This window comes from Chryseobacterium sp. WG14, from assembly GCF_024586945.1.
GTDB lineage: Bacteria > Bacteroidota > Bacteroidia > Flavobacteriales > Weeksellaceae > Chryseobacterium.
On sequence record NZ_JALCZD010000011.1, the window covers coordinates 98,351 to 120,170 of the forward strand.

A 21,820-nucleotide genomic window follows, 5' to 3' on the forward strand; every position below is an offset into this window, starting at 1 on the left:
GCTGCTTTGTGAAGATTTTTCGACTTATAGTACTGATTCTGCACGTAGGAATTTTGTTCCTTTTATTGGCTTCTTTACTGAATGCCTATGTTCCGCCTAAGATATTTCCATGGTTTAATTTGCTCTCGTTAGGGTTTCCTATCCTAATGATTGCCTATATTCTGATGACTGCTTTTTGGATATTCAGCTGGAAAAAGAGGGCTTTTGTATTCATGCTGGTGGGATTCGTTTTTATCAGTCCGATACAAAGGATCATTAATTTTTCTTCTGATAAAGAAGAGAAAGCAGATATTAAAATAGTTTCCTTTAACGTGAAGGGAGGAATTATGGGAAAAGAGGATATCGGAAAGTATCTAAAATCTCAGGAAGCAGATGTCATACTTTTACAGGAAGGCAGAGGAGGAGATTTTCCATACCTTGAAGATTATAAAAGAGTGAATTTTTCGGGAGTGGGAACGATCCTTACGCAACACAAGGTGCTGGATAGTAAAGAACTTGATTTTCCGGAAAAAAGTGAAATTCCACCGGCAATACAGGCTGATATTGAGATAAAAGGAAAAGTATATCGGTTTGTGGATGTTTATCTTCATCCCTTTAAGTTTGAAAGAGAGATGGTGACCCTTAACGGAAATTCTGATGCCAATGAGCAAAAGATGAAGGATATTGTAAAAAGGCTTATTCCTACTTTTAAAATCCATCAAAAACAGGTTGAGCTTATTAAAAATGCTGTTGAAAGCTCACCATATCCTGTGATCCTGGCTGGAGATTTTAATTCGGTTCCCAATTCTTATGAGTATTACCACCTGTCATCCGGACTTGAAGATGCATTTGTAAATGCCGGAAAAGGAAGTGCTACCAGCTTCCATGATTATAAATTTCCTATAAGGATTGATTACATTTTTTCTTCTCCGTCTGTGAAGGCTGTTTCCTATGCAGTGGACCGTTCTGTCAGTTTTTCAGACCATTATCCTGTCATTTCTGAGTTTTCTTCAGGTAGTAAATAATCATAAAAAAAGTTAAATATGGGTGCTTGGTAGGGTTTTTGCTTAAAAAAAATACGTACCAAGACCATTTTTTCATGAAGCCGAACCAGATACTGCTATTTATACATATTGTTATTGCTGTTTTATTGCTATGCACGTTGGGAAATGCATGGGTTCCTCCAAATATTTTTGGGAACCTTAATCTTCTTTCTCTGGGTTTCCCATATCTGATGTTCGCGTATATTATTCTTACAGTGGTATGGATTTTTAAAAAGCAAAAAGTGGCAATAGCTTTTGCTTTAGGAATTTTTCTATTCTATAACCCAATAAGAAGATGGGTTAATTTTTCTCCAAAAGTAGAGAATGTAAAGACCATAAGAGATATCAAGGTTTTAACCTTTAATGTAAAATATGGAGATTATGGATGGGATAAGGTGAAAAATTATATTAAAGAGCAAAATGCAGATATTATCCTGGTTCAGGAGAAAGATACCAACCGTGAATTAAGACAGGATCTTGTAAAATATCCTTCGGTTATCCTTAAAACGAAACATAAAATAGTACGTCAGGCTGAAATTATTGAAGAGAAAGCAAGAGGCAATTCTTTCTATGCAGATATAGATATCAATGGAAAAATTGTACGGATTGTCAATGTATACCTGGAACCCTTCCGGCTTCATAAATCAATGTTTACGAAGCTTGATGCTTTTGGTGCCGGAAATATATCCGCTCTTCTATCCCACATGATTCCTACTTTTCAAGCCCATGAAGATCAGGTTAAGAAAATAAGAAAGATAATAGATTTATCTCCCTATCCTGTTATTTTAGCAGGAGATTTTAACTCTGTTCCCAATTCTTATGAATATTATAATTTAGGGAAAGATCTTCAGGATGCCTTTTTGGTTGCGGGAAAAGGAAGTGCAAGTAGTTTTCATGACTATAAGGTACCTTTGCGAATAGATTATATCTTTACATCAAAATCAATTATTCCTCTAAGCTATAAAGTAGATCAATCTGTGAAATTATCGGATCATTATCCTGTAATTGCAGAATTTCTGCTAAATTAGTTCCATGAAAAATTTAGGGTTTGCTGCTTTTGTTTTTATTATTCTGTTCATCGCATGTTCCAAAAAAGAATCTGCGGGCTTTAGTAATGAACAGGAAGTTAAAATACAGTATGATACAACGGCAATAGATTCATTTTCTACGGGTGCCGTTTCTGTAGATATTGCCAGAAAGATAAAAATGTCTTCTCCACAGTATCTGGACTCCGTAAAACAGGTTAGAAAGCTTCAGGAAGAAGAAAAGAAACTTAAAGAAGAGCTGGATAAGGAAGCCAAAAAGAAGCTGGAAGAAGAGAAGAAAAAAACAGATGCTGAAAAGAAACAGAAAGTTTCAGAAACATCATCTGCATCCAAAACCAAAACCGAATAATAAACATCATTTATTTAAAGTATACAATATGAAAAAAAGTATCTTAGCAGCATTAGTGATCTCAGTATTCACAATAGCATGCACAAAATCGACAAAGAAAACTGAACAGGTAGAAAATCCTGACGGATCAGTTACCACCACTACAACTACCACCACAGAGACCCCTTCTGATATTGTTGACAGTTCAAAAGTCAATAAGACAAAAGAAGACATTAAAACAAAGGTGGATGAAGCTGGAAATAAGATTGATAACGCAGCTCAGAAAGCGAAAGATAAGATTGATGCAACAGCTGACAAGACCAAACAGGACCTTAATAAGGTAGGAAAGGATATAAAAAGCGGGGTACAGGAAGCAGGAAAAGATGCAAAAGATGCTGCAAGACAAGGAGCCTCAAAAGTTGAAGACGCTGCCAAAAAAGTAAAAGAAGATTTAAGTAAATAAAAAAAACCGCAGTAAACTGCGGTTTTTTTTATGCTGTATCTTGTCCTGAAAAAAATCTACTTATTAAGTTCCAGTAACGGATCTATATATTCTCTGTCATTGCTCAGTCTTGGTACTTTATTCTGCCCTCCAAGCTTTCCTTTAGATTCCAGCCAGTGATAAAATAAGTTGTGTTTGGCAATGTGAACCACCGGCCTTTTCAGGGTTATATTGTTGTATCTTTTAGCTTCATAATCCGAATTGATGGTCTTCAGATGCTGATCAAAAGCATCAATAAACAGGTCTAAGTTATCGGGATAATGGCTGAACTCAAAGATCCATTCATGAGCGCCGCTTTCATTTTCTTTCATGAAAACAGGGGCGCCTGTAAAATCGGTAACCTGAGCACCCGTAGCTTCACAAGCTCTGGAAAGTGCAGATTCTACATTCGTAATCATCAGTTCTTCCCCAAACGCATTGATATAATGTTTCGTTCGTCCCGTTATTTTTATTCTGAAAGGATTAACAGACGTGAAGACTACCGTATCGCCAATCAAATATCTCCATAATCCACCATTGGTTGTAATCACCATGGCATAGTTTTTACCAATTTCAACATCTTCGAGGTTCACCACTTTCGGATTGGAAAAATGAAACTGGTCCATTGGAATAAACTCATAAAAGATGCCATAATCAAGCATAAGAAGCATTTCATCACTGTCTGATCTGTCCTGGATACCGAAGAAGCCTTCAGAAGCATTGTATATTTCGTAGTAATTGATGTTTTTTCCGATGATATTGCGGTACTGTTCCCGATAGGGCTTGAAACTGATTCCACCGTGAAAAAACACCTCCAAATTAGGCCATAGCTCCGAGATACTGCCAACCTCCGTTTCCTTCAATACTCTCTGCAGAAGAACCATCATCCAGCTCGGTACTCCAAGAATGCTGCCTACATCTTCATTTTTCACTTCTGAGGTAATGGCTTTTAATTTACTTTCCCATTCAGACATCAGAGAAACTTTCTTACTTGGGGTGGTTGTAATTTCAACCCAAAAAGGAAGATTGTCAATAAGAATGGCAGACAGATCCCCAAACTTGGTGTTAAAATCAGCATAGAGCTCTGAGCTTCCCCCCAAACGAAGGTTTTTATTGGTGAAAAGCTGGTTTTCAGGATGGTTGTTTGCGTAAATAGAAACCATATCTTTTCCTGCTTTCATATGGCAGTACTCAAGACTTTCTGCTGAAATAGGAATAAATTTACTTTTTGCATTGGTGGTTCCCGAGGACTTGGCAAAATGTTTAATGAGGCCTGGCCAGCTTACATCTTTATGCCCCTGCCTTGCTTTTTCAATATAAGGTTCAAAATCTTCGTAGGTAACAATCGGAACTTTATTCTTAAAGTCCTGATAGCTCGAAATAGAATTGAATCCATGTAGTTTACCGTATTCCGTATCTTCTGCATGAAAGAGTTGGGAAAATAATATGCCCTTCTGTGTTTCAATGGGATGATCCATGAAGTTTTGTATCTGATCTATCCTTTGACGGATAAACCAGTTGACTACAGTATTAAAAAGTGCCTTGGTTGCCATTCCAACAAATATAATAATATTTGATTTTTCAGAGAATTTTTTATGATATTAAATAAAAAAACCGTTACATATTTTGTAACGGTTTGCTTTTTAGCTTATTTGTTTCTTAGCAATACTCATCATAAGCAGCCTGAAGGTTAGCGGCAATAGCCCCTGCAGGGTTCCCTTCAATGTGGTGTCTTTCCAGCATATGAACTAATTCTCCATCTTTAAAAAGGGCAACACAAGGAGAGCTTGGTGGGAATGGAGCAAGGTGTTTTCTTGCTTCTACTACAGCTTCAGTATCAAATCCTGCAAAAACAGTTGTTAAGTGGTCAGGCTTTTTATCTCCTGTTAAAGAGTATACCACGCCAGGTCTTGCTGCTCCTGCAGCACATCCACACACTGAATTGATTACTAATAGTGTAGTTCCCGATTGCTTTAAAGCTTCTTCTACCTGAGAAGGAGAAGTTAAATCCTGGAAACCTTTATCTGTAAGTTCAGCCTTCATAGGCATTACTAAATCTGTTGGATACATATATTTTGTTTTTTATCGCTACAAAGTTAAACAATTCTTTACGTTTGATCAATATATAATAACTATCGCTGGATTAGTCATATAAAATTAATGTAATATTAATATTTCAACAATATTTAAAAATAATTGAATTTAAAATAGGAATAATAAAATATATTTATTAAATTTGAAATGATTCTGAAAAAACAAACGACCATGAAAAAAACAATTGCAGCTTTCCCTCAGGCTAACAAATTATTTAACTCGGCATAAACCGCAGTTAAATATTCTTTTTTTCAGTTTAATTTGAACTGAATAATAAACTTAAATATCCAAAATGAATCCCGGGACTGTAAAGCCCCGGGATTCTTTAATCAAATCGATATGCAAAGGTTGAATATCCTTTAGTTGTGAGAAAACGTTTGCGAGATTCGGGATAACCCGAAACCCGAAACCGAATCCCGTTATGAAAGAAGCTTTTTAACCATCTCGGAAATACTTTTTCCGTCAGATTTTCCGGCTAACGCTTTTGAAGCAGCTCCCATTACCTTCCCTAAATCCTTAATAGACTCGGCTCCGGTTTCAGAAATAATAGTTTTAATTTCTGCTTCTAATTCTTCAGGAGAAAGTTGTTTAGGTAAAAATTTCTCAATGACCTTCATCTGTGCTTCCTCTACTTCTGCCAGATCCTGTCTGTTCTGAGCAGTAAACTGTTCAAAAGAATCTTTACGCTGTTTGATCATTCTCTGAAGAATCGCAATTTCCTGTTCTGCAGAAACTTCAGCACCTCTGGCTTCAGTTTTCAGAAGAAGAATTTGAGATTTTACAGCACGGAGAGAATCCAAAGCGACTCTGTCTTTCTCTCTCATAGCTGTTTTTATAGCTTCGCTAATTATATTTTCTAAACTCATGGTTTCAAATTTAACAATGTATCAATGTAACAGTTTACCAATAATTGATAGCGGTAAAGATTGTTACATTGGTACACTTCTATATTGTTATATTATTTAGTCTACGTCTTTATTTAAAAACCTGTTTTCTTTAATCTGCATAGAGCCATTGTTATCAGACAGGTATGTGTTGATATTCTGGTCTGATGCATTGGTTCCGTCAATAGAAATATTTTTTCTTTTGAAAGCTGGAATAGATTCAAATTCACTAGTGCTGTCAAAACTTTGATATCGGGAATTGAATTCTTTTAATTTATTTCTTCTTTCAAAAACTCTTTCCTGATCCACCGCTTTATTCACGAAAGTGAATTCTGATTCTTCAGATTTTGGAGTTTCAATTTCTGCCTTGCTTTCAAATGCAGGCTTTGTTTCTGCTTTGGTTTCTTCTTTCTGGAAGAACGTTTCAATTTTCTGTGCAGGCTCAGCTACAGCACTGGCAGGTGCGTTAAATTCCGCTTTAGGCTGTCCAAAATCTGTCTTCGGCTCCGTTCTGTTGGATTCATTGACAAAGAAATTGAACTCAACAGGTTTTTCCTCTGAAAAAGAATTGTTAAACGTACTTCCAGACTGAGGCTCCTCTTTTTTATTTTCAAAATCAAAAGAGAAAGACTGGATTTCCAAATCGTTTGGATCTTCATTCTCGTCATCAATTGAAAATAAGCTGAAGCCATCCTGATCATTTTCCTCTTCATTTCTCCAGTTTTGCTCAGGAGTGTTCAGCGTTTCTTGCTGTCTGTCAGTAAATTTTATCTCTGTTTTAATTTCCTCTTCTTCAATAATCATTTTTTTTTCAATAGATGTAGCCCCGAACTGTGGAGTATCGTGGTCTTCATCATCTAATCTAAAAAGATTTTTTCTGCTGAAATCATGAGACGCTTCTGGAGCAGATTCTCTTTCTTCTCTTGTTTTAAAAGGAGAAGATTTTTGAGATTCATAATTGTCATTAAGACTGATTCTGATCTTTTCTGTAGGACCTGCAAATTTCTTGTTGTCATTAGAAAACCCTGTAGCAATCACAAGAACACTTACAGCATCGCCTAATTCTTCATCAGCACCCACCCCAAAGATGATATCAGCTGTGTTTCCGGCTTCTTTCTGGATATGGTCCATAATGATTCCGATTTCATCCATGGTAACTTCTTCTGCACCACTTCTGATCAGCAATAATACATTTTTGGCACCGGTAATCTTATTGTCATTTAATAACGGAGAATCAAGGGCTTTTCTTACCGCTTCTTCAGCTTTGTTTTCACCTGAAGCTGTACCCGTAGACATAAGAGCCGTACCGGAGTTTTGAAGCACTGATTTAGCATCTCTAAAGTCAATGTTTACATCAAAATAACCGGTAATAACTTCTGCCATTCCTTTTGCGGCATTGGCTAACACTTCATCAGCTTTTGAGAATCCCTGTTTGAATCCAAGGTTTCCGAACTGCTGTCTTAGTTTATCATTGTTGATCACAATTAATGAGTCAACGTTATTTTTTAATTTGTCAAGACCATTTTCAGCCTGGTCCAGCCTTCTTTTTCCTTCAAAGCTAAAAGGAACCGTAACGATACCTACCGTAAGAATCCCCATATCTTTTGCTACTTTAGCAATGACAGGAGCTGCTCCAGTACCTGTACCACCGCCCATTCCGGCAGTAATAAACACCATTTTAGTGTTCTGTCCCATAGCTGCTTTGATGTCTTCAATACTTTCTATTGCAGACTTTTCTCCAACCTCAGGGTCAGCACCGGCTCCGAGACCTTCTGTAATGGTAGTTCCTAGCTGAACTTTATTTGCAACAGGGTTATTATCTAGAGTTTGAGCATCCGTATTACAGACCACGAAATCTACCCCGTGAATTCCTTTTTCGTACATGTGTTTCAGGGCGTTGTTTCCTCCGCCTCCTACACCGATTACTTTTATGATCGATGAATTTCCTTTTGGTAAATCAAATGAAAATCCTTGTGTACCTATATTTTCCATAACTATTTTTTTTACAATTGATGAATGATGAGTGATGGTTGATAAATCATTTATCATTATCATCTATCATTTATAACTTATTCTACTTCTTCAAAGAATTTTTTTACTTTTTCCATAAGCGACTGTCCAAAAGTCAGTTTTGCCCTTCTGTTTTCCCGCTGTTCGTTGGCTACAGCCTGCTCCTGAATGCTTGCTGCCTGAGGCTGAACCTGTTGAACAGTTTCTGCCTGGGGAGCTGCTTTTTCAGCCTGAGGCTGTTCATGGGCAACTTCTTCCATTTCGTCAGCGGTCTGTTTTTTATCCCTGATTTTTAAACTTTCCATCAATAACCCGATAGAAGTAGCAAATTCAGGGCCTTTCAGATACTGATTTTTATCGTTCGCAATATATTCATTGGCAAAACCGATTCTGCTGTCGAAACCTGTGGTATAATTGGCAAGCTGACGAAGGTGTTTCAAATTGGAACCACCACCTGTAAGAACAATTCCGGCAATCAGCTTTTTCTTTTGTTCAAAAGCACCATAAGCCTTCAGCTCTGTATTTACCATTTCCAGGACTTCTTCCACTCTTGCATTGATAATCTGTGCCAAAGTTTTTAAAGAAATTTCTTTATCCGGTCTTCCGTGAAGCCCGGGAATGGTTACAAAAGTACTGTCTTTTTCCAATTCGGGAACAGCCGAACCGAATTTTACTTTCAGTTGTTCTGCATGTTTTTCAATAATTGAACAGCCTTCTTTGATATCTTCTGTAATAATTCCGCCTCCGTAAGGAATAACACATGTATGGCGAATGATATTATCTTTAAAAATAGCAATATCGGTAGTACCACCACCAATGTCAACAATGGCTACACCAGCTTCTTTTTCTTCTTTGGTAAGAACAGCTTCTGACGATGCTAATGGCTCCAAAGTAAGGGCTTCCATTTCCAGCCCGGCTTCACGGACGCATCTTGCAATATTTCGGATGCTTCCCATCTGACCTACTACAACATGGAAGTTCGCTTCTAAACGTTTTCCGTGCATACCGACAGGTTCCTGAATTTCACCTTCGGAATCCACTTTATATTCTTGAGGAAGTACATGGATTATTTCTTCTCCAGGAAGCATTACCAGCTTCTTGACCTGATCTTTTAATGCTTCAATGTCATCATCTGTAATAAATTTATCCGGATGTTCACGCATAATATAATCGGAGTGCTGCAGAGAACGTATGTGTTTTCCTGCAATACCTACCGTTACTTTACGGATAGGCACCCCTGCACTGGATTGTGCTTCGGATACTGCAGCCTTGATTGAATTAATGGTTTGTGAAATGTTGTTCACAATTCCTTTATGAACACCAAGACTTTTAGCTTTTCCTACACCGAGAACTTCTATTTTCCCATGTGCATTCCGTCTTCCGACAATCGCAACAATCTTTGTTGTTCCGATGTCCAGACCTACTGAATACTCTTGATTTTCCATTTTTATATCGATTTGATTTTTTCTACTTTTTCCATTATAGGATATCTCCTATTTTATGTTAAATCGTCCTTTGGGACTTTTTATTCTATTTTCACCTTTGATTTGGGCTTAGGCTTGGACGGTACCGGAGCCTGTGTTTTTTTCTCTGTTTTTTTCTTTGCCTGTGTTTTAGGTTTTGTGCTTTCCTTTGGTTTTGTTGAGTTCGTTTTTTTTAGTTCAGCTATTTTGGGTTTAGCGTCCGTTTTTTTAGCGATAGCCGTTAGCGATGGTGCTTTTGCCAGTTCCAGCTTTCCAGCTTTCAGAAGACTGTCGTTTTCTTTGAAATAAGGATTTAAAGTGGTTACAATCTGGTTCTGGTATTTTACAGAAACCATGCTGTATTTTTGAGGGTCCTGATATACCAGGTATTTTTCCACAAAAGTTTTAAATCCTTTTACTTTAAAATCTATATTATCTAAATCACCAATTTCCACTCTATAATTCCCCTCACTTGTCAGGAGATTATAGCTGTCCTTATATTTTGAAATTCCAATAAAATACTTCTTACTGAAATCATCTTTATCAATTTTTTCCACCAGCTCTGCCAGTTTTTCATATTCATCGGGCTGAATATTACCTGTTACCAGCATGCAGGGATGAGAATAGGTTCTTGAAATAGGAAACTCGATTCCTTTTTCATCTACATAAAAGTCTTTTCCATCTTTATTTAGCCTGAAGACAGGAACTCTCTGCTTAATATCCAGATTAAGCTTCCCATTTAAGTTTAAATAAACATTGGCGCTGTCTACGGCTGGCAGAGCATTGATCTTTTTTTCCAGTGAAGGAATATTAAGTTCACCTACCTTTCCCGATGGGTTTTCTTTTTTTACAATCTCCCGGATATCTTTTTCGTCAACAAAGTAAACCGGAGTTTTTTCACTCATTTTTACAGAAATTTTACTGTCGGTAATCTGCTGATTTCCGAATCTCTTCAATGAGAAACTCAGTAACAACCCAAGGATGATTACGGTGACAACAATTTTTAATATTCTGTACTTATTTTTCATATTTTTTCTTTAAACGCTATAGGCGCAAAGGATTTTATTTTTTTGTTCGCAAAGGCGTTTCACTCAGCGACGGCTTATTCATAATTTATTTACAACTCGTTTTACTCCATTTTTAAATAACATAGAATGAAAATTTAAGATCATTCCCAGCTTTATGTTTGTTATTCTCAAATAATTTAAAAGCTGGAAAAAATGATAATCATTGATTTCCGGTATTGCTTTTATTTCAATTATTACTTTGTTTTCAATTAATAAATCTACTCTGAATGCTTCAGGAATTTTTAATTCTTCATATTCTATGTCAATACTTTTCTGACTTTCTACATTTAATCCTCTACTTTTCAACTCATAGATTAAACATTCTTCATATACTTTTTCATAAAGGCCAATTCCAAGCGTACGATGTATTTTTATTCCAGCATCGAAAACAATTCCTGAAATTTCATTTTCTATCATACATTTTGTGTTTTTTTTGCTGAGTGAAACGCCTTTGCGAACGAACTTTTATTTTCTCCGCGTGCATTGCGTTACGCTCAAATTTTGGTTAACCACTCACAGATAGGATCATACAGGGTATCAATATTTCCTGCGCCTACTGTAAGAAGGATATCAAAATCCTTTTCTTTTATTTTTTCAAAAGCAGCGGATAAAGCCGATACTTCTTTCTTTTCTAAATGTACTTTTTCCAGCAGCCAGTTTGACGTAACTCCTTCAAAGTTTTCCTGAAGTTCTCTTGCGGGATAAATATCCAGCAAAATCAATTCATCTGCCTGGCTCAGGCTTTCCGCAAATCCGTCTGCAAAATCTCTTGTTCTGCTGAACAGGTGCGGCTGGAAGACAACCAATAGCTTTTTATCAGGGTAAAATGTTCTGATAGAGCTTATTACAGCATTTGTTTCTGTAGGATGGTGGGCATAATCATCAATATATATTTTGCCGTTTTGATAAAAATGTTTGGTATATCTTCTCTTAATTCCTTTAAAATTGGCAATTGCCTTTTTCAGCGTATCAAAATCTGCGCCCAAATTGTGAAGAATAGCCAATGCTACAGTAGCATTTTCCACATTATGTATTCCCGGGATTTCCCAGACGAAATCTTTTACTGTTTCTGTTGGGGTATGAAAATCAAAATAGATCTTATCATGATCCATACGCAGGTTGTCTGAATAATAATCAGCAGGTTCATTCACAGCATAAGTCTGATGTCCTCTGCCGATTTCTATCCCTTTTCTTACAAAGAGTTTTTTATCTTCGGGAACCAATGCTGCAAACTGTCTGAAGCCTTCTTCAATATGGCTTTTATCACCATAAATATCCAGATGGTCTGCATCTGTAGAGGTTACTACGGCCCAGTCTGGAGACAGGTTCAGGAAGCTTCTGTCATATTCATCAGCTTCTACTACAGAATAGGTAGAGCCATTGTACAGGAAGTTGGATTTAAAATTTTCAGAAATCCCTCCTAAAAAGCATGAGAAAGGCAGATCTGCTTCTTTGCACAAATGTGCCACAAGGGTAGATGTTGTGGTCTTTCCATGTGTTCCTGCTACGGCGATACAATCTGTATTTTCTGTAATCAGTCCCAAAACTTTAGCCCGTTTCAATACTTCAAACTGATTTTGGTTAAAATAATCCAAAATCCCAAGTATTTTAATAGCCGGAGTATAGATAACCAGTGTATCTTCTTTTTTAAGGGAGTTTATTCGTTCATCAGTAAGGTCTTCAAAAACAATATCAATACCTTCATTCATCAGATTCTGAGTAAGTTTGGTATTGGTTTTATCATATCCCAGTACCTTTTTACCGGATGCATGGAAATAGCGTGCGAGAGCACTCATTCCGATACCTCCGATCCCAACGAAGTAAAAATTCTGATATGTTTCTAATTTCTTCATTTTTTGTCTTAATGTAGTATGTACAAAGTATAATGTATTTTTCTTAGTTTTTACATTGTACCTTTTACTTTTTACAGTTTATTAAATATTTCGTCTACAATCTCTTTTGCGGCATTAGGCTTGGCAAAATATTTCAGATTGTCGGACATTTCTTTTCTTACACTTTCATTTTCGCACATCTCTGATAAAACATTCCAGAATTTTTCCTGCATTTCCGAGTCTTTTACCATTCTGGCAGCATTTTTTTCAACCAGGTTCATGGCATTTTTTGTTTGATGGTCTTCCGCTGCAAAAGGGAAAGGAACCAACAGCACCGGTTTTTGTGCTACTGCCAGTTCTGATATGGCGATTGCTCCGGCCCTGGAAACAATAATGTCTGCTGCAGAATAGGCCAGCTCCATATCTTTGATAAATTCAAGGATCTGAATATTTCTGGTGTCCACATTTTTTGTTTCTTCTATAATATCTTTATAATCAAGCTTACCTGTTTGCCAGATCAGCTGATAATCTTTGTTTACAATTTCATTTAAATGAGATTTCCAGGCATTATTTAATGTTCTGGATCCTAAAGAACCTCCCACAGATAGAATGGTAAGTTTGTCTTTATTCAATCCCATTTTTTCTTTTGCCTGAGCTGTTTCCTGCATTCCTGAAATAATAGCTGAGCGGATTGGATTGCCCAGGAATTTTATTTTTTCTGCCGGAAAACCTTCTACTTTTGGATAGGCTGTAAAAACGGCTTTGGCTTTCTTGCTTAAAATTTTATTAGTCACTCCAGCGTGGGCATTCTGTTCCTGTATGAAGATGGGAATTCCCATTTTACTTGCTTCATAAAGGGCAGGGCCGCTGGCAAATCCTCCGGTTCCCACTGCAAAATCAGGAGCAAAGGCTTTGATTATTTTTTTGGAGCGGGATAAGCTTTTCAGAATTTTGAAAGGTAGTCCCAAATTGGATAATAGATTCCCTCTGTCGATTCCGGCGATATCAATTCCTTCTATTGTATAGCCAGCCTGCGGAACTTTTTCCATTTCCATTTTTCCGTTGGCTCCAATGAACAAAAATTCTGCATCAGGAAATCTTTTTCTGATTTCATCAGCAATAGCGATAGCCGGGAAGATGTGTCCTCCTGTTCCTCCGCCTGATAATACTATTTTTAATTTTTTGTTCATTTATATAAATTTTGAGATTGCTTCGTCGCTTTCGCTCCTCGCAATGACATTACGCAATATCGTTTATTTCTGCTATGCTTTGTTTTTTGCCCATTCCTTCCTCATCATAAATCTGTATTCTAGAGCTTATATTCAGAATAATTCCTAGCTGCAGGTAGGTAACAAGCATGGAGGTTCCTCCGTAGCTTATTAGTGGCAGAGGCTGTCCTGTTACGGGGATCAGGTTCACAGCTACGGCAATATTTACGGCGAGCTGTATAAAAATCATTACTCCGAGACTGAGGACCAGCAATGATCCGAAGAATGCCGGCATCTTGCTGGCTATCATTACAATCCTTATCATCATGATGAGATAAAGGCTGATCAGGAAAGCGGCCCCAATGACACCATATTCTTCTACAATAACGGCAAAGATAAAGTCGGAAGCAGACTGTGGTAGCATTTGTTTTAATGCACTTTTTCCAGGTCCCATTCCGGTAATTCCACCGTGTACGATGGCTGCCTTTGCCTGCATTACCTGATAATTTTTGGCTTTTACACTTTCATCATCGGTATCTGTTGATTTTGCCTTGCTTGATGTAAAGGTCTCTACACGGCTCATCCATGTATGAACACGGTTTCCTCCAATCATATTGGTATTTAAGGCAATCAGCAGAAATAATACTATAGCCACAAATGAAGCTGAAATAAAGCCTGCAATATACTTCCAGTGAAGCTGTCCGATGACCAGAACAACTACAGAAACCATTAAGATCATTAATGCTGTAGATCCGTTATCTTTCGCAACGAGTACAAAAACAAGAAGAATAGGTCCGAAAATATACATGATATTTTCTATGGGCAGTCTTTCTCTTGTTATCTTTTTTGTTAAATACCGGCACAAATAGATAATCAGCATTAAAAAGGCAAATGATGACGGCTGGAATGAGATAGGTGTTCCGGGAATTTTCAGCCATCTTGAGGCACTGGCTCCATCAATGGTCTGACCGGTAAACATGGTGACAACCAATAAAACAACCATCAGGCCGAGTAAAATACTGCTGAGCTTTCCGATGTATTCATATTTTACGGTTCCTGCCAGTCTCATGATTCCTAATCCTAAGACTACAAAGAACATATGTTTGATAACGTGGCCTGTAGTGGTCCCGTTATTAACGATATATTCCAGATTTGAACTAGCAGAGTATACGGGGAAAATAGAGAAAATGGAGATCACAAGAATGACCATCCAAAGTACTTTATCGCCCTTTAGAAATTCAAATCTGCTTTCTGTGTTCTGTTCGTCCATAATATTGTCTTGATGTATAAAGTACCATGTATTTTGTACTGCCTACATTTTATTTTAATACCTGCTCTTTAAACTGGTTTCCTCTGTCTTCATAGCTTTTGAACAAATCAAAGCTTGCACAGCATGGAGACAGAAGAACGGTATCGCCTTTTTTGGCCAGTGATTTTGATATTTCCACTGCTTTTTCCATGCTTGAAGTATCATAAATAAATTCTTTTTTATCTTTAAAGAAATCTATAATCTTCTTATTGTCAATTCCTAAGCAAACAATTGCTTTTACTTTTTTCTTAACTAAATCCTCAATTTCGGTATAGTCATTTCCTTTATCCAATCCGCCCACAATCCAGACGGTTGGGGTTTTCATACTTTCCAAAGCGTAGTATGTGGCATTGACGTTGGTTGCCTTACTGTCATTGATGTATTTAACGCCATCAATTTCAGAAACAAACTCCAGTCTGTGCTCTACCGCCTGGAAAGTCATTAATGAGTTTCTTATACTTTCATTGTTGATTTTCAATATCTTACCGGCAATTGATGCTGCTAAGCTGTTGGCAACGTTATGGTTTCCCATCAGAGATAATTCTTCAATTTTCATTGAGAAATCATCTTTTACTTTTACTACAATGCTGTCATCATTGATGAATCCCCCTTCCGTTAGTTTTTCTTTTGTTGAGAAAGGAATCATCTTGGCTTTTATTTCAAGCTTTTCAAGAAGATTTTTGCTCATTTCATCATCTTTATTATAGATGAAGAAGTTGTCATTTTCCTGATTTTCAGCAATTCTGAATTTTGCCAATGCATATTCTTCATAATTGTAGTTATACTGATCCAGGTGGTCCTGGGATAAATTCAGCAATAAAGAAATATAAGGTCTGAAGTTCTGGATATCATCCAACTGGAAAGAGCTTACTTCCAGAACATAATATTCATAATTTTCATCGGCCACCTGTTTGGCAAAACTGTACCCGATATTTCCTCCCAATCCTACATTTAATCCGTCATTTTTCAGGATATAGTAGATCAGAGAGGTAGTAGTTGTTTTTCCGTTGCTTCCGGTAATAGCAATGATCTTAGCGTCTGTAAATTCAGAAGCAAATTCAATTTCAGAAGAAAGTCTTATTCCTTTCTCATGAATTTTATAGATAATCTCAGCCTTTTTAGGAATTCCCGGGCTTTTTACAATCCAGTCTGCATTGAGAATTCTTTCTTCGTCGTGCGATCCTTCTTCAAATTCAATTTCATTTTCGGTAAGAAACTGCTTGTAATTATCTTTAATGACTCCTTTGTCTGAAAGAAACACTTCCAAACCTTTCTTTTTAGCCAAATATGCAGCTCCACATCCGCTTTCTCCTCCTCCTAAAACAACTATTTTCATATTTTTTTTTGTAAAATGTACAATGTAAAAATGTATTAATGTAATCTGGTTTTTTAAGATTAATACTTTCTACGCTTGACAATATTTATCTCATTTTTAAGGTGATCAGACATACAATAGCCAGTATTACACCAATGATGATCATTCTGTTCACGATTTTGCTTTCGTGGAAGCCATCTTTCTGATAATGGTGGTGTAATGGTGACATTTTGAATAGTCTATTGTTTTGGGCATATTCCAGCCCATATTTTTTCTTTCTGTATTTGAAAACAACTACCTGAAGCATAACAGACAGATTTTCAATTAAGAAGATTCCACATAATACGGGAATCAATAATTCTTTTCTTAAAATAATAGCTAAAACGGCAATAACTCCGCCCAGCATTAAGCTTCCAGTATCTCCCATAAAGACCTGTGCGGGGTAAGTATTGTACCAGAAAAATCCAATAACCGCTCCTACCATCGCAACGGCAAAAATGGTGGTTTCACCCATATTCGGGAGGAACATGATATTGAGATAATCTGCAAAGATGATGTTCCCGGAAAGGTAGGCAAAAAGGGCCAGCGTGAGGAGTATGACCACACTTGTTCCTGCTGCAAGACCATCTATTCCGTCAGTGATGTTGGCTCCGTTTGAAACGGCGGTTACAATGAAGATGACGATAGGGATAAAGACAACCCATGCCCATTCGTGGGCATCTTTATCATTCATCCAAAACAAAATTCCACTGTAATCGAACTCGTTGTTTTTTGCAAAAGGTACGGTGGAAACAGTAATTTTTTCAGTAGGCATAAAGTTTTGCTCTACATTGTTTCTGTTGACTACTTTTGCATCAGCGTATTTTCTTTTAACGGTGATATCAGGGTGGAAATACATGGTAACCCCCACAATTAATCCTAATCCAACCTGGCCTACAATTTTGAACTTACCGCTCAGCCCGTCTTTATTTTTTTTGATTTTCTTTAAATAATCATCGAGGAAACCAATGGCTCCCATCCAGAACATTGAAACCAATAACAGGACAATATAAACATTGGTAATTCTTGTAAACAGTAATACGGGAATAATGGTTGCCAGAATGATGATAAGACCTCCCATGGTAGGAGTACCTTCTTTTTGTTTCTGGCCATCTAACCCAAGGTCACGTACCAGTTCTCCCATCTGTTTTGTTCTCAGGTAGTTGATGACTCTTTTTCCATAAACAAGAGCAATAATCAGAGACAAAAGTACAGCCATTCCGGCACGGAAGGAGATGTATTTCAACATTCCTAATCCCGGAACATGGATTCCATGGTTGGTTAAATATTCGTATAGATAGTATAGCATGTTTCTGTTTTTTATTATTTAAAAATTTAATTTATTTAAAGATTTAAAGATTGGGCTTCTCAATATTTTCACTTAAATATTTAATGAATTTTGATATGTTTGAAGAAACTTCTCTTGAAAGGGCAATAATTTCTTCAGCTTTTCTTTCGTCACCTAATTTTAATCTTTTACTTACAATCAGCATGCTTTTAACTTCAGCACAGCTGCCTTTTGCAATTTTTAAATATCTAATAAATTGTCTGTTGTTATTATATTCAGAGCCTTCCGCAATATTATTACTAATAGAAAAACTCGCTCTTTTTATCTGGTTGTTAAATTCAAATTCTTTTTCAAAACTTTGATTTTGAAGGAATATATAGACTTTTTCAATAAGATCTAAACTTTTGATATATACAGGGAAATTTTCAAAATTCTTTGTCATTATCAAATTTTTAAATCTTTAAATAAATTCAATCTTTCAATTTATTTACTCATTAATTTCCAAAGCTCATTAATTACTTCTTTGTCATCAAAATGATGTTTTACACCATTGATCTCCTGATAATTTTCGTGGCCTTTTCCGGCAACTAAAATAATATCTTTAGGTTCTGCAAACTTTATAGCCATTTTTATAGCTTCCCTTCTGTCGGGAATTGAAGTGTATTTGCTGAAGTTTTGAGATTCAACACCTGCTTCAATTTCTTTTATAATCTGTCCTGGCTCTTCAGTCCTCGGATTGTCTGAGGTGATGATAGCCAATGTTGATTTTTTAGTCGCGATATTTCCCATTTCAGGTCTTTTGGAGTGATCTCTGTCACCACCACAGCCAAAAACAGTGATTAATCTTTCATTTTTTGTTCTGATATCGTTAATGCTGTCCAGGATATTTTCCAATGCATCCGGAGTGTGAGCATAATCTACGATAAAGAAGATCCCACCATCTGATTTGAAGGTTTCAAATCTTCCGGAAACTCTTTTTAATGTACTGATCGCCTGAAGGATCTCATCCTGTTCAAAACCAAGCTCTTGTGCAATTCCGAAAACAAGCAGCAGATTGTAGACATTGAATTTCCCAGTCAGGGTTGTCCAGAATTCTTTTCCGTTAAAATTCAGCAGCATTCCGTTGAAATCTACTTCTAAGATTTTCCCGTGATAGTCTGCCATTGTTTTCAAAGCATAAGATTTCTTCTGTGCCTTTGTATTCTGAAGCATAACAGAGCCATTCTTGTCATCTACATTTGTGATGGCAATAGAGGTATCTTCTAATTGATCAAAGAATCTTTTTTTTGTTTTTAAATATTCTTCGAACGTTTTATGGTAATCTAAATGATCATGGGTAAGATTAGTAAAGCCTGCCACTTTGAAATGTAGACCCTCAATTCTGTTTTGAGCAATTCCGTGAGAACTTACTTCCATAAAGGCAAATTCACATCCTTTTTCAACGGCGTCGGCTAGAATTTTATTAATAGTAATCACATCCGGGGTCGTATGGGTTGCCGGAATGATTTCTTCTCCAATTCTGATCTCAACAGTTGACAATAAAGCAGCATCATAACCCAGGTTTTTGAAAACATCAAAAAGAAGGGTGGAAACAGAAGTTTTACCATTGGTTCCTGTAACGCCTACCAGTTTCAGTTTCTGAGAAGGATTTCCATAGAAATTAGAAGCAAAGTGACCTAAAGCTTTAGAAGCGTCTTTTACTTTTATATAAGTTACATTTTCAGCCAATACTTCAGGAAACTCCTCGCAGACGATTGTGGTGGCCCCTTTTTCAATAGCGGATGTGATGAATGAGTGACCATCCACCACTGTTCCTCTTATAGCTATGTAAAGAGCGTTTTCTGTAATCTTTCTGCTGTCGAACACCAACTCCTTAACCTCACGGTTGTTATCACCGTGGATTTCTATTACTGGGATTCTATTTACTAATTCTGTTACTGTCATTTTTTATCAACAGGATTTCATCCTATCTTTTGTTAAATCGTCCCTTTGGGACTCTGTTTCTATTTAATGTTGCAGAGACAAATAAATTCTCTGGTTCTTACTGATTGTTGTGCCTTCTAATGGGAATTGTTCTTTTATCCTTCCCACTCCCTTATAGTCGACACGGTATCCTAAATTCTCCAGTTGCGGGATTATATTTTTACCAATTAATCCGACTACATTGGGCATTTGTTTATTATTTACGGCTACTTTTACATTAGGTTCCACCATTTTATTAAGGTTCACCTTTTTGTCCACCAGCATTTCTTTTTCAATATTTTGAGGTGTTTTCAGGAATGTTTTTCCTGCAATTTCTTTAAACACCGGTGCGGCTACAGGTCCTCCGTAAAATCCTATGGAGGTATTGGGTTCACTTACCATTACATAGCATGTATATTTTGGTGCGTCTGCGGGATAGAATCCTGCGAATGAAGCCCTGTATTTCATAGGTCCCGGAAGCCAGTATTCAAACCTTGCAGTCCCTGTTTTTCCGGCCATTTTAAGGTTCGGGGTGAAGATACTTCTACCTGTTCCTTTTTCTACAGCTTTGGTTAGGGCATTGGTCATCATTTTAATCGCTTTTTCTGAAGCCATTTTATTGACCATTACTTCGGGTTTTGCATTATACATTACCTTTCCATCTTTCATAATTTTGTCGATGAATAAAGGTTTAAGCATTTTACCACCATTGGCAACCCCGTTATAGAAAGTTGTTAACTGCAGCAGATTGATGTTTGAAGAGTATCCGTAAGAGATAGAAGCCAGTGTTGCGGCATTCCATCTTTTGTTTTGTGGCGTTACAATTTTCGGTTTTGTGATTCCCGGAAGTTCAATGTCCATTTTGTCGAATAATTTCCAACGTTTTAAATGATCAAGGAAAATCTGCGGCTTTTCAGCATAGTATTTTGTAATCAGTTTTGAGGTTCCCACGTTACTGGATTTAGCTAAAACATCACTAATGTCATAAGTTCCTCCACCATGCCCGTCTGAAATTCTTTGTTTTGCATACGTCCAGACTCCGTTTCCTACGTTTACAGTTGTGTTTTCATCAATAAAGCCGTCATCCATTGCTGCAAGAAGAGAAATGGTCTTAAAGGTAGACCCCGGTTCGATATTGTCTTTCAGTGCATAGTTGTAAGAATCCTCATACTCTCCTGATTCTGTTCTTCTTAAATTAACGAGTGCACGTACTTTTCCTGTTTCCACTTCCATGACGATTACGGTGCCATGTTTAGCCTCAAAGTGAATTAACTGTTTCTCCAGTGCAGAGTGTGCAATATCTTGAATTCTAAGATCTAAAGTAGTGTAAACATCTTCGCCGTCTACGGGTTCCTGAACTTTCCAGAAGTCAATCGGTTTCCACTGGGAAGAATTAATTCTTTGCTCCAGCCTCTTTCCGTCTGTTCCTGTTAAATATTTTGAGAAGGCCCCTTCAAGCCCGGATTTAAGTTCTCCGTTATCCATACCAATCGTTCCTGAACCGATTTCTGAGGTAGCAAGTTCCCTTTTGTAGTTTCTGTCAACGATAAAGCCCCCTTTATTTTTACCTCTTTTGAAGATCGGGAAGTTTCTGATCCTGTCGTATTGGTCAAAATCAAGCCCCTTTACCAAGGTATAATATTGGTTTTTCTTTTTCTTCTGTTCGTCAAATTTCTGTCTGAATTCTCCTCTGGACTTTCCGAACATTTTGCTTAAAGAATCTGTGAGTGCCCCGATATTGTTGCTGTAGATAGTATCTTTCATCGTTTTGAAGTCAAGATAAATATCATAACGCATTACAGTTGTAGCGAGGATAGAGCCGTCGGAGGCAAATAGATTTCCGCGTGCCGCTTTTAAAGTGGCTTCACGGTAGTTTTTATTGATGTAATCGTCTTTAATTTCCTGAACATTAGTATTTTGGAGGATTACGATCCTTGCCAAGAACATTACAAACACGCACAAAGCCACCACTGCGAAGAGGTAGCCCCATCTTAACGTTTTTTTACGTTTATTGTCGTATTCATTTTGCTTTTGCATCTGTACTGTCCAGTTTTATTAGCAATTTATGAGGATGATTTTCGAGGGTCATTAATGAGTCCCTTGCGACTTCTTTCCCCAGTTCCGATTCCATTTTTACTTTGATCAGCTTACTCTGGGCGTAAGCATTTCTCGATTTATATTCTTCTGTTTCTTCCTTTAAAGCATTGACAATTTTAATTTTCTTGTTGACGAGATGATTGCTGTAAATCATGGCCATCATCAGCACAAACAACAATAAGAAATACCGGTAATGTATTTTTATTTCATCACGGTTGAGGAAGTTTCCTTTTATAATATCTATAAAGGTGAGCTTCTTCTGTGGGCGATTTGTTGTTCTTTTTGCCAAATTATTATTATGTCAATTTGCTTCGCAGTGAATCCACTTTGTTTGTTAATGGCTGAATGTTTATTTTATTAAAACTGACCATTAAC

20 protein-coding genes are annotated in these 21,820 nt (G+C 36.9%); 4 read left to right on the forward strand and 16 right to left on the reverse strand.

Annotated elements, in window-relative coordinates; all coding sequences use genetic code 11:
• The first annotated feature begins 8 nt into the window (after positions 1–8).
• From MP478_RS17240 to MP478_RS17255, 4 genes are all read left to right on the forward strand, one after another.
• Positions 9–1,004 (forward strand): endonuclease/exonuclease/phosphatase family protein, encoded by a 996-nt coding sequence (locus tag MP478_RS17240; protein ID WP_257201152.1) that lies wholly within the window; start codon positions 9–11, stop codon positions 1,002–1,004.
• Positions 1,005–1,078: 74 nt separating this feature from the next.
• Positions 1,079–2,050 (forward strand): endonuclease/exonuclease/phosphatase family protein, encoded by a 972-nt coding sequence (locus tag MP478_RS17245; protein ID WP_230032978.1) that lies wholly within the window; start codon positions 1,079–1,081, stop codon positions 2,048–2,050.
• A gap of 4 nt (positions 2,051–2,054) precedes the next feature.
• On the forward strand, positions 2,055–2,417 hold the full coding sequence (locus MP478_RS17250) for a hypothetical protein (protein WP_257201153.1): 363 nt from the start codon (positions 2,055–2,057) through the stop codon (positions 2,415–2,417).
• A gap of 28 nt (positions 2,418–2,445) precedes the next feature.
• On the forward strand, positions 2,446–2,859 hold the full coding sequence (locus tag MP478_RS17255) for a hypothetical protein (RefSeq protein WP_230032976.1): 414 nt from the start codon (positions 2,446–2,448) through the stop codon (positions 2,857–2,859).
• A gap of 56 nt (positions 2,860–2,915) precedes the next feature.
• Here MP478_RS17255 and MP478_RS17260 read toward each other — a convergent pair whose 3' ends face one another.
• From MP478_RS17260 to MP478_RS17335, 16 genes are all read right to left on the reverse strand, one after another.
• A complete protein-coding gene (locus MP478_RS17260) occupies positions 2,916–4,430 on the reverse strand; it encodes a GH3 auxin-responsive promoter family protein (RefSeq protein ID WP_257201154.1) in 1,515 nt (504 codons plus the stop codon).
• A 106-nt stretch (positions 4,431–4,536) separates the two neighbouring features.
• The gene (locus tag MP478_RS17265) at positions 4,537–4,947 is read right to left on the reverse strand and encodes a BrxA/BrxB family bacilliredoxin (RefSeq protein ID WP_047489771.1); all 411 of its coding nucleotides are present in this window, start codon (positions 4,945–4,947) and stop codon (positions 4,537–4,539) included.
• Positions 4,948–5,390: 443 nt separating this feature from the next.
• Positions 5,391–5,837, reverse strand: coding sequence for a GatB/YqeY domain-containing protein (locus tag MP478_RS17270; RefSeq protein ID WP_257201155.1), 447 nt, complete (start codon positions 5,835–5,837; stop codon positions 5,391–5,393).
• Positions 5,838–5,933: 96 nt separating this feature from the next.
• On the reverse strand, positions 5,934–7,847 hold the full coding sequence (gene ftsZ / locus MP478_RS17275) for a cell division protein FtsZ (protein WP_230032972.1): 1,914 nt from the start codon (positions 7,845–7,847) through the stop codon (positions 5,934–5,936).
• A gap of 77 nt (positions 7,848–7,924) precedes the next feature.
• Positions 7,925–9,310 (reverse strand): cell division protein FtsA, encoded by a 1,386-nt coding sequence (gene ftsA / locus MP478_RS17280; RefSeq protein ID WP_230032971.1) that lies wholly within the window; start codon positions 9,308–9,310, stop codon positions 7,925–7,927.
• A gap of 80 nt (positions 9,311–9,390) precedes the next feature.
• Positions 9,391–10,356, reverse strand: a complete 966-nt coding sequence (locus MP478_RS17285; protein ID WP_257189547.1) for a cell division protein FtsQ/DivIB — start codon at positions 10,354–10,356, stop codon at positions 9,391–9,393.
• A gap of 78 nt (positions 10,357–10,434) precedes the next feature.
• Positions 10,435–10,812, reverse strand: a complete 378-nt coding sequence (locus MP478_RS17290; protein WP_257201156.1) for a GxxExxY protein — start codon at positions 10,810–10,812, stop codon at positions 10,435–10,437.
• A gap of 77 nt (positions 10,813–10,889) precedes the next feature.
• Entirely contained in the window at positions 10,890–12,248 is a 1,359-nt protein-coding gene (murC, locus tag MP478_RS17295) for a UDP-N-acetylmuramate--L-alanine ligase (protein ID WP_257189550.1), read from the reverse strand.
• A gap of 71 nt (positions 12,249–12,319) precedes the next feature.
• The gene (murG, locus tag MP478_RS17300) at positions 12,320–13,417 is read right to left on the reverse strand and encodes an undecaprenyldiphospho-muramoylpentapeptide beta-N-acetylglucosaminyltransferase (protein ID WP_257201157.1); all 1,098 of its coding nucleotides are present in this window, start codon (positions 13,415–13,417) and stop codon (positions 12,320–12,322) included.
• Positions 13,418–13,466: 49 nt separating this feature from the next.
• Complete coding sequence (locus MP478_RS17305; RefSeq protein WP_230032957.1) at positions 13,467–14,705, reverse strand: FtsW/RodA/SpoVE family cell cycle protein; 1,239 nt, start codon at positions 14,703–14,705, stop codon at positions 13,467–13,469.
• A 49-nt stretch (positions 14,706–14,754) separates the two neighbouring features.
• On the reverse strand, positions 14,755–16,080 hold the full coding sequence (gene murD, locus MP478_RS17310) for a UDP-N-acetylmuramoyl-L-alanine--D-glutamate ligase (RefSeq protein WP_230032955.1): 1,326 nt from the start codon (positions 16,078–16,080) through the stop codon (positions 14,755–14,757).
• A gap of 85 nt (positions 16,081–16,165) precedes the next feature.
• Positions 16,166–17,407 carry a phospho-N-acetylmuramoyl-pentapeptide-transferase gene (gene mraY, locus MP478_RS17315; protein ID WP_047489752.1) on the reverse strand — a complete coding sequence of 414 codons (1,242 nt, stop codon included), beginning with the start codon at positions 17,405–17,407 and terminating at the stop codon, positions 16,166–16,168.
• A gap of 43 nt (positions 17,408–17,450) precedes the next feature.
• Entirely contained in the window at positions 17,451–17,828 is a 378-nt protein-coding gene (locus tag MP478_RS17320) for a four helix bundle protein (RefSeq protein WP_257189552.1), read from the reverse strand.
• Between the two features lie 41 nt (positions 17,829–17,869).
• Positions 17,870–19,330, reverse strand: a complete 1,461-nt coding sequence (locus MP478_RS17325) for a UDP-N-acetylmuramoyl-L-alanyl-D-glutamate--2,6-diaminopimelate ligase (RefSeq protein WP_257201158.1) — start codon at positions 19,328–19,330, stop codon at positions 17,870–17,872.
• Positions 19,331–19,393: 63 nt separating this feature from the next.
• Entirely contained in the window at positions 19,394–21,385 is a 1,992-nt protein-coding gene (locus MP478_RS17330; protein ID WP_230032943.1) for a penicillin-binding transpeptidase domain-containing protein, read from the reverse strand.
• Positions 21,369–21,734 carry an FtsL-like putative cell division protein gene (locus MP478_RS17335; RefSeq protein WP_230032932.1) on the reverse strand — a complete coding sequence of 122 codons (366 nt, stop codon included), beginning with the start codon at positions 21,732–21,734 and terminating at the stop codon, positions 21,369–21,371. The genes MP478_RS17330 and MP478_RS17335 overlap by 17 nt, the downstream gene beginning before the upstream one ends.
• Positions 21,735–21,820 lie beyond the last annotated feature (86 nt).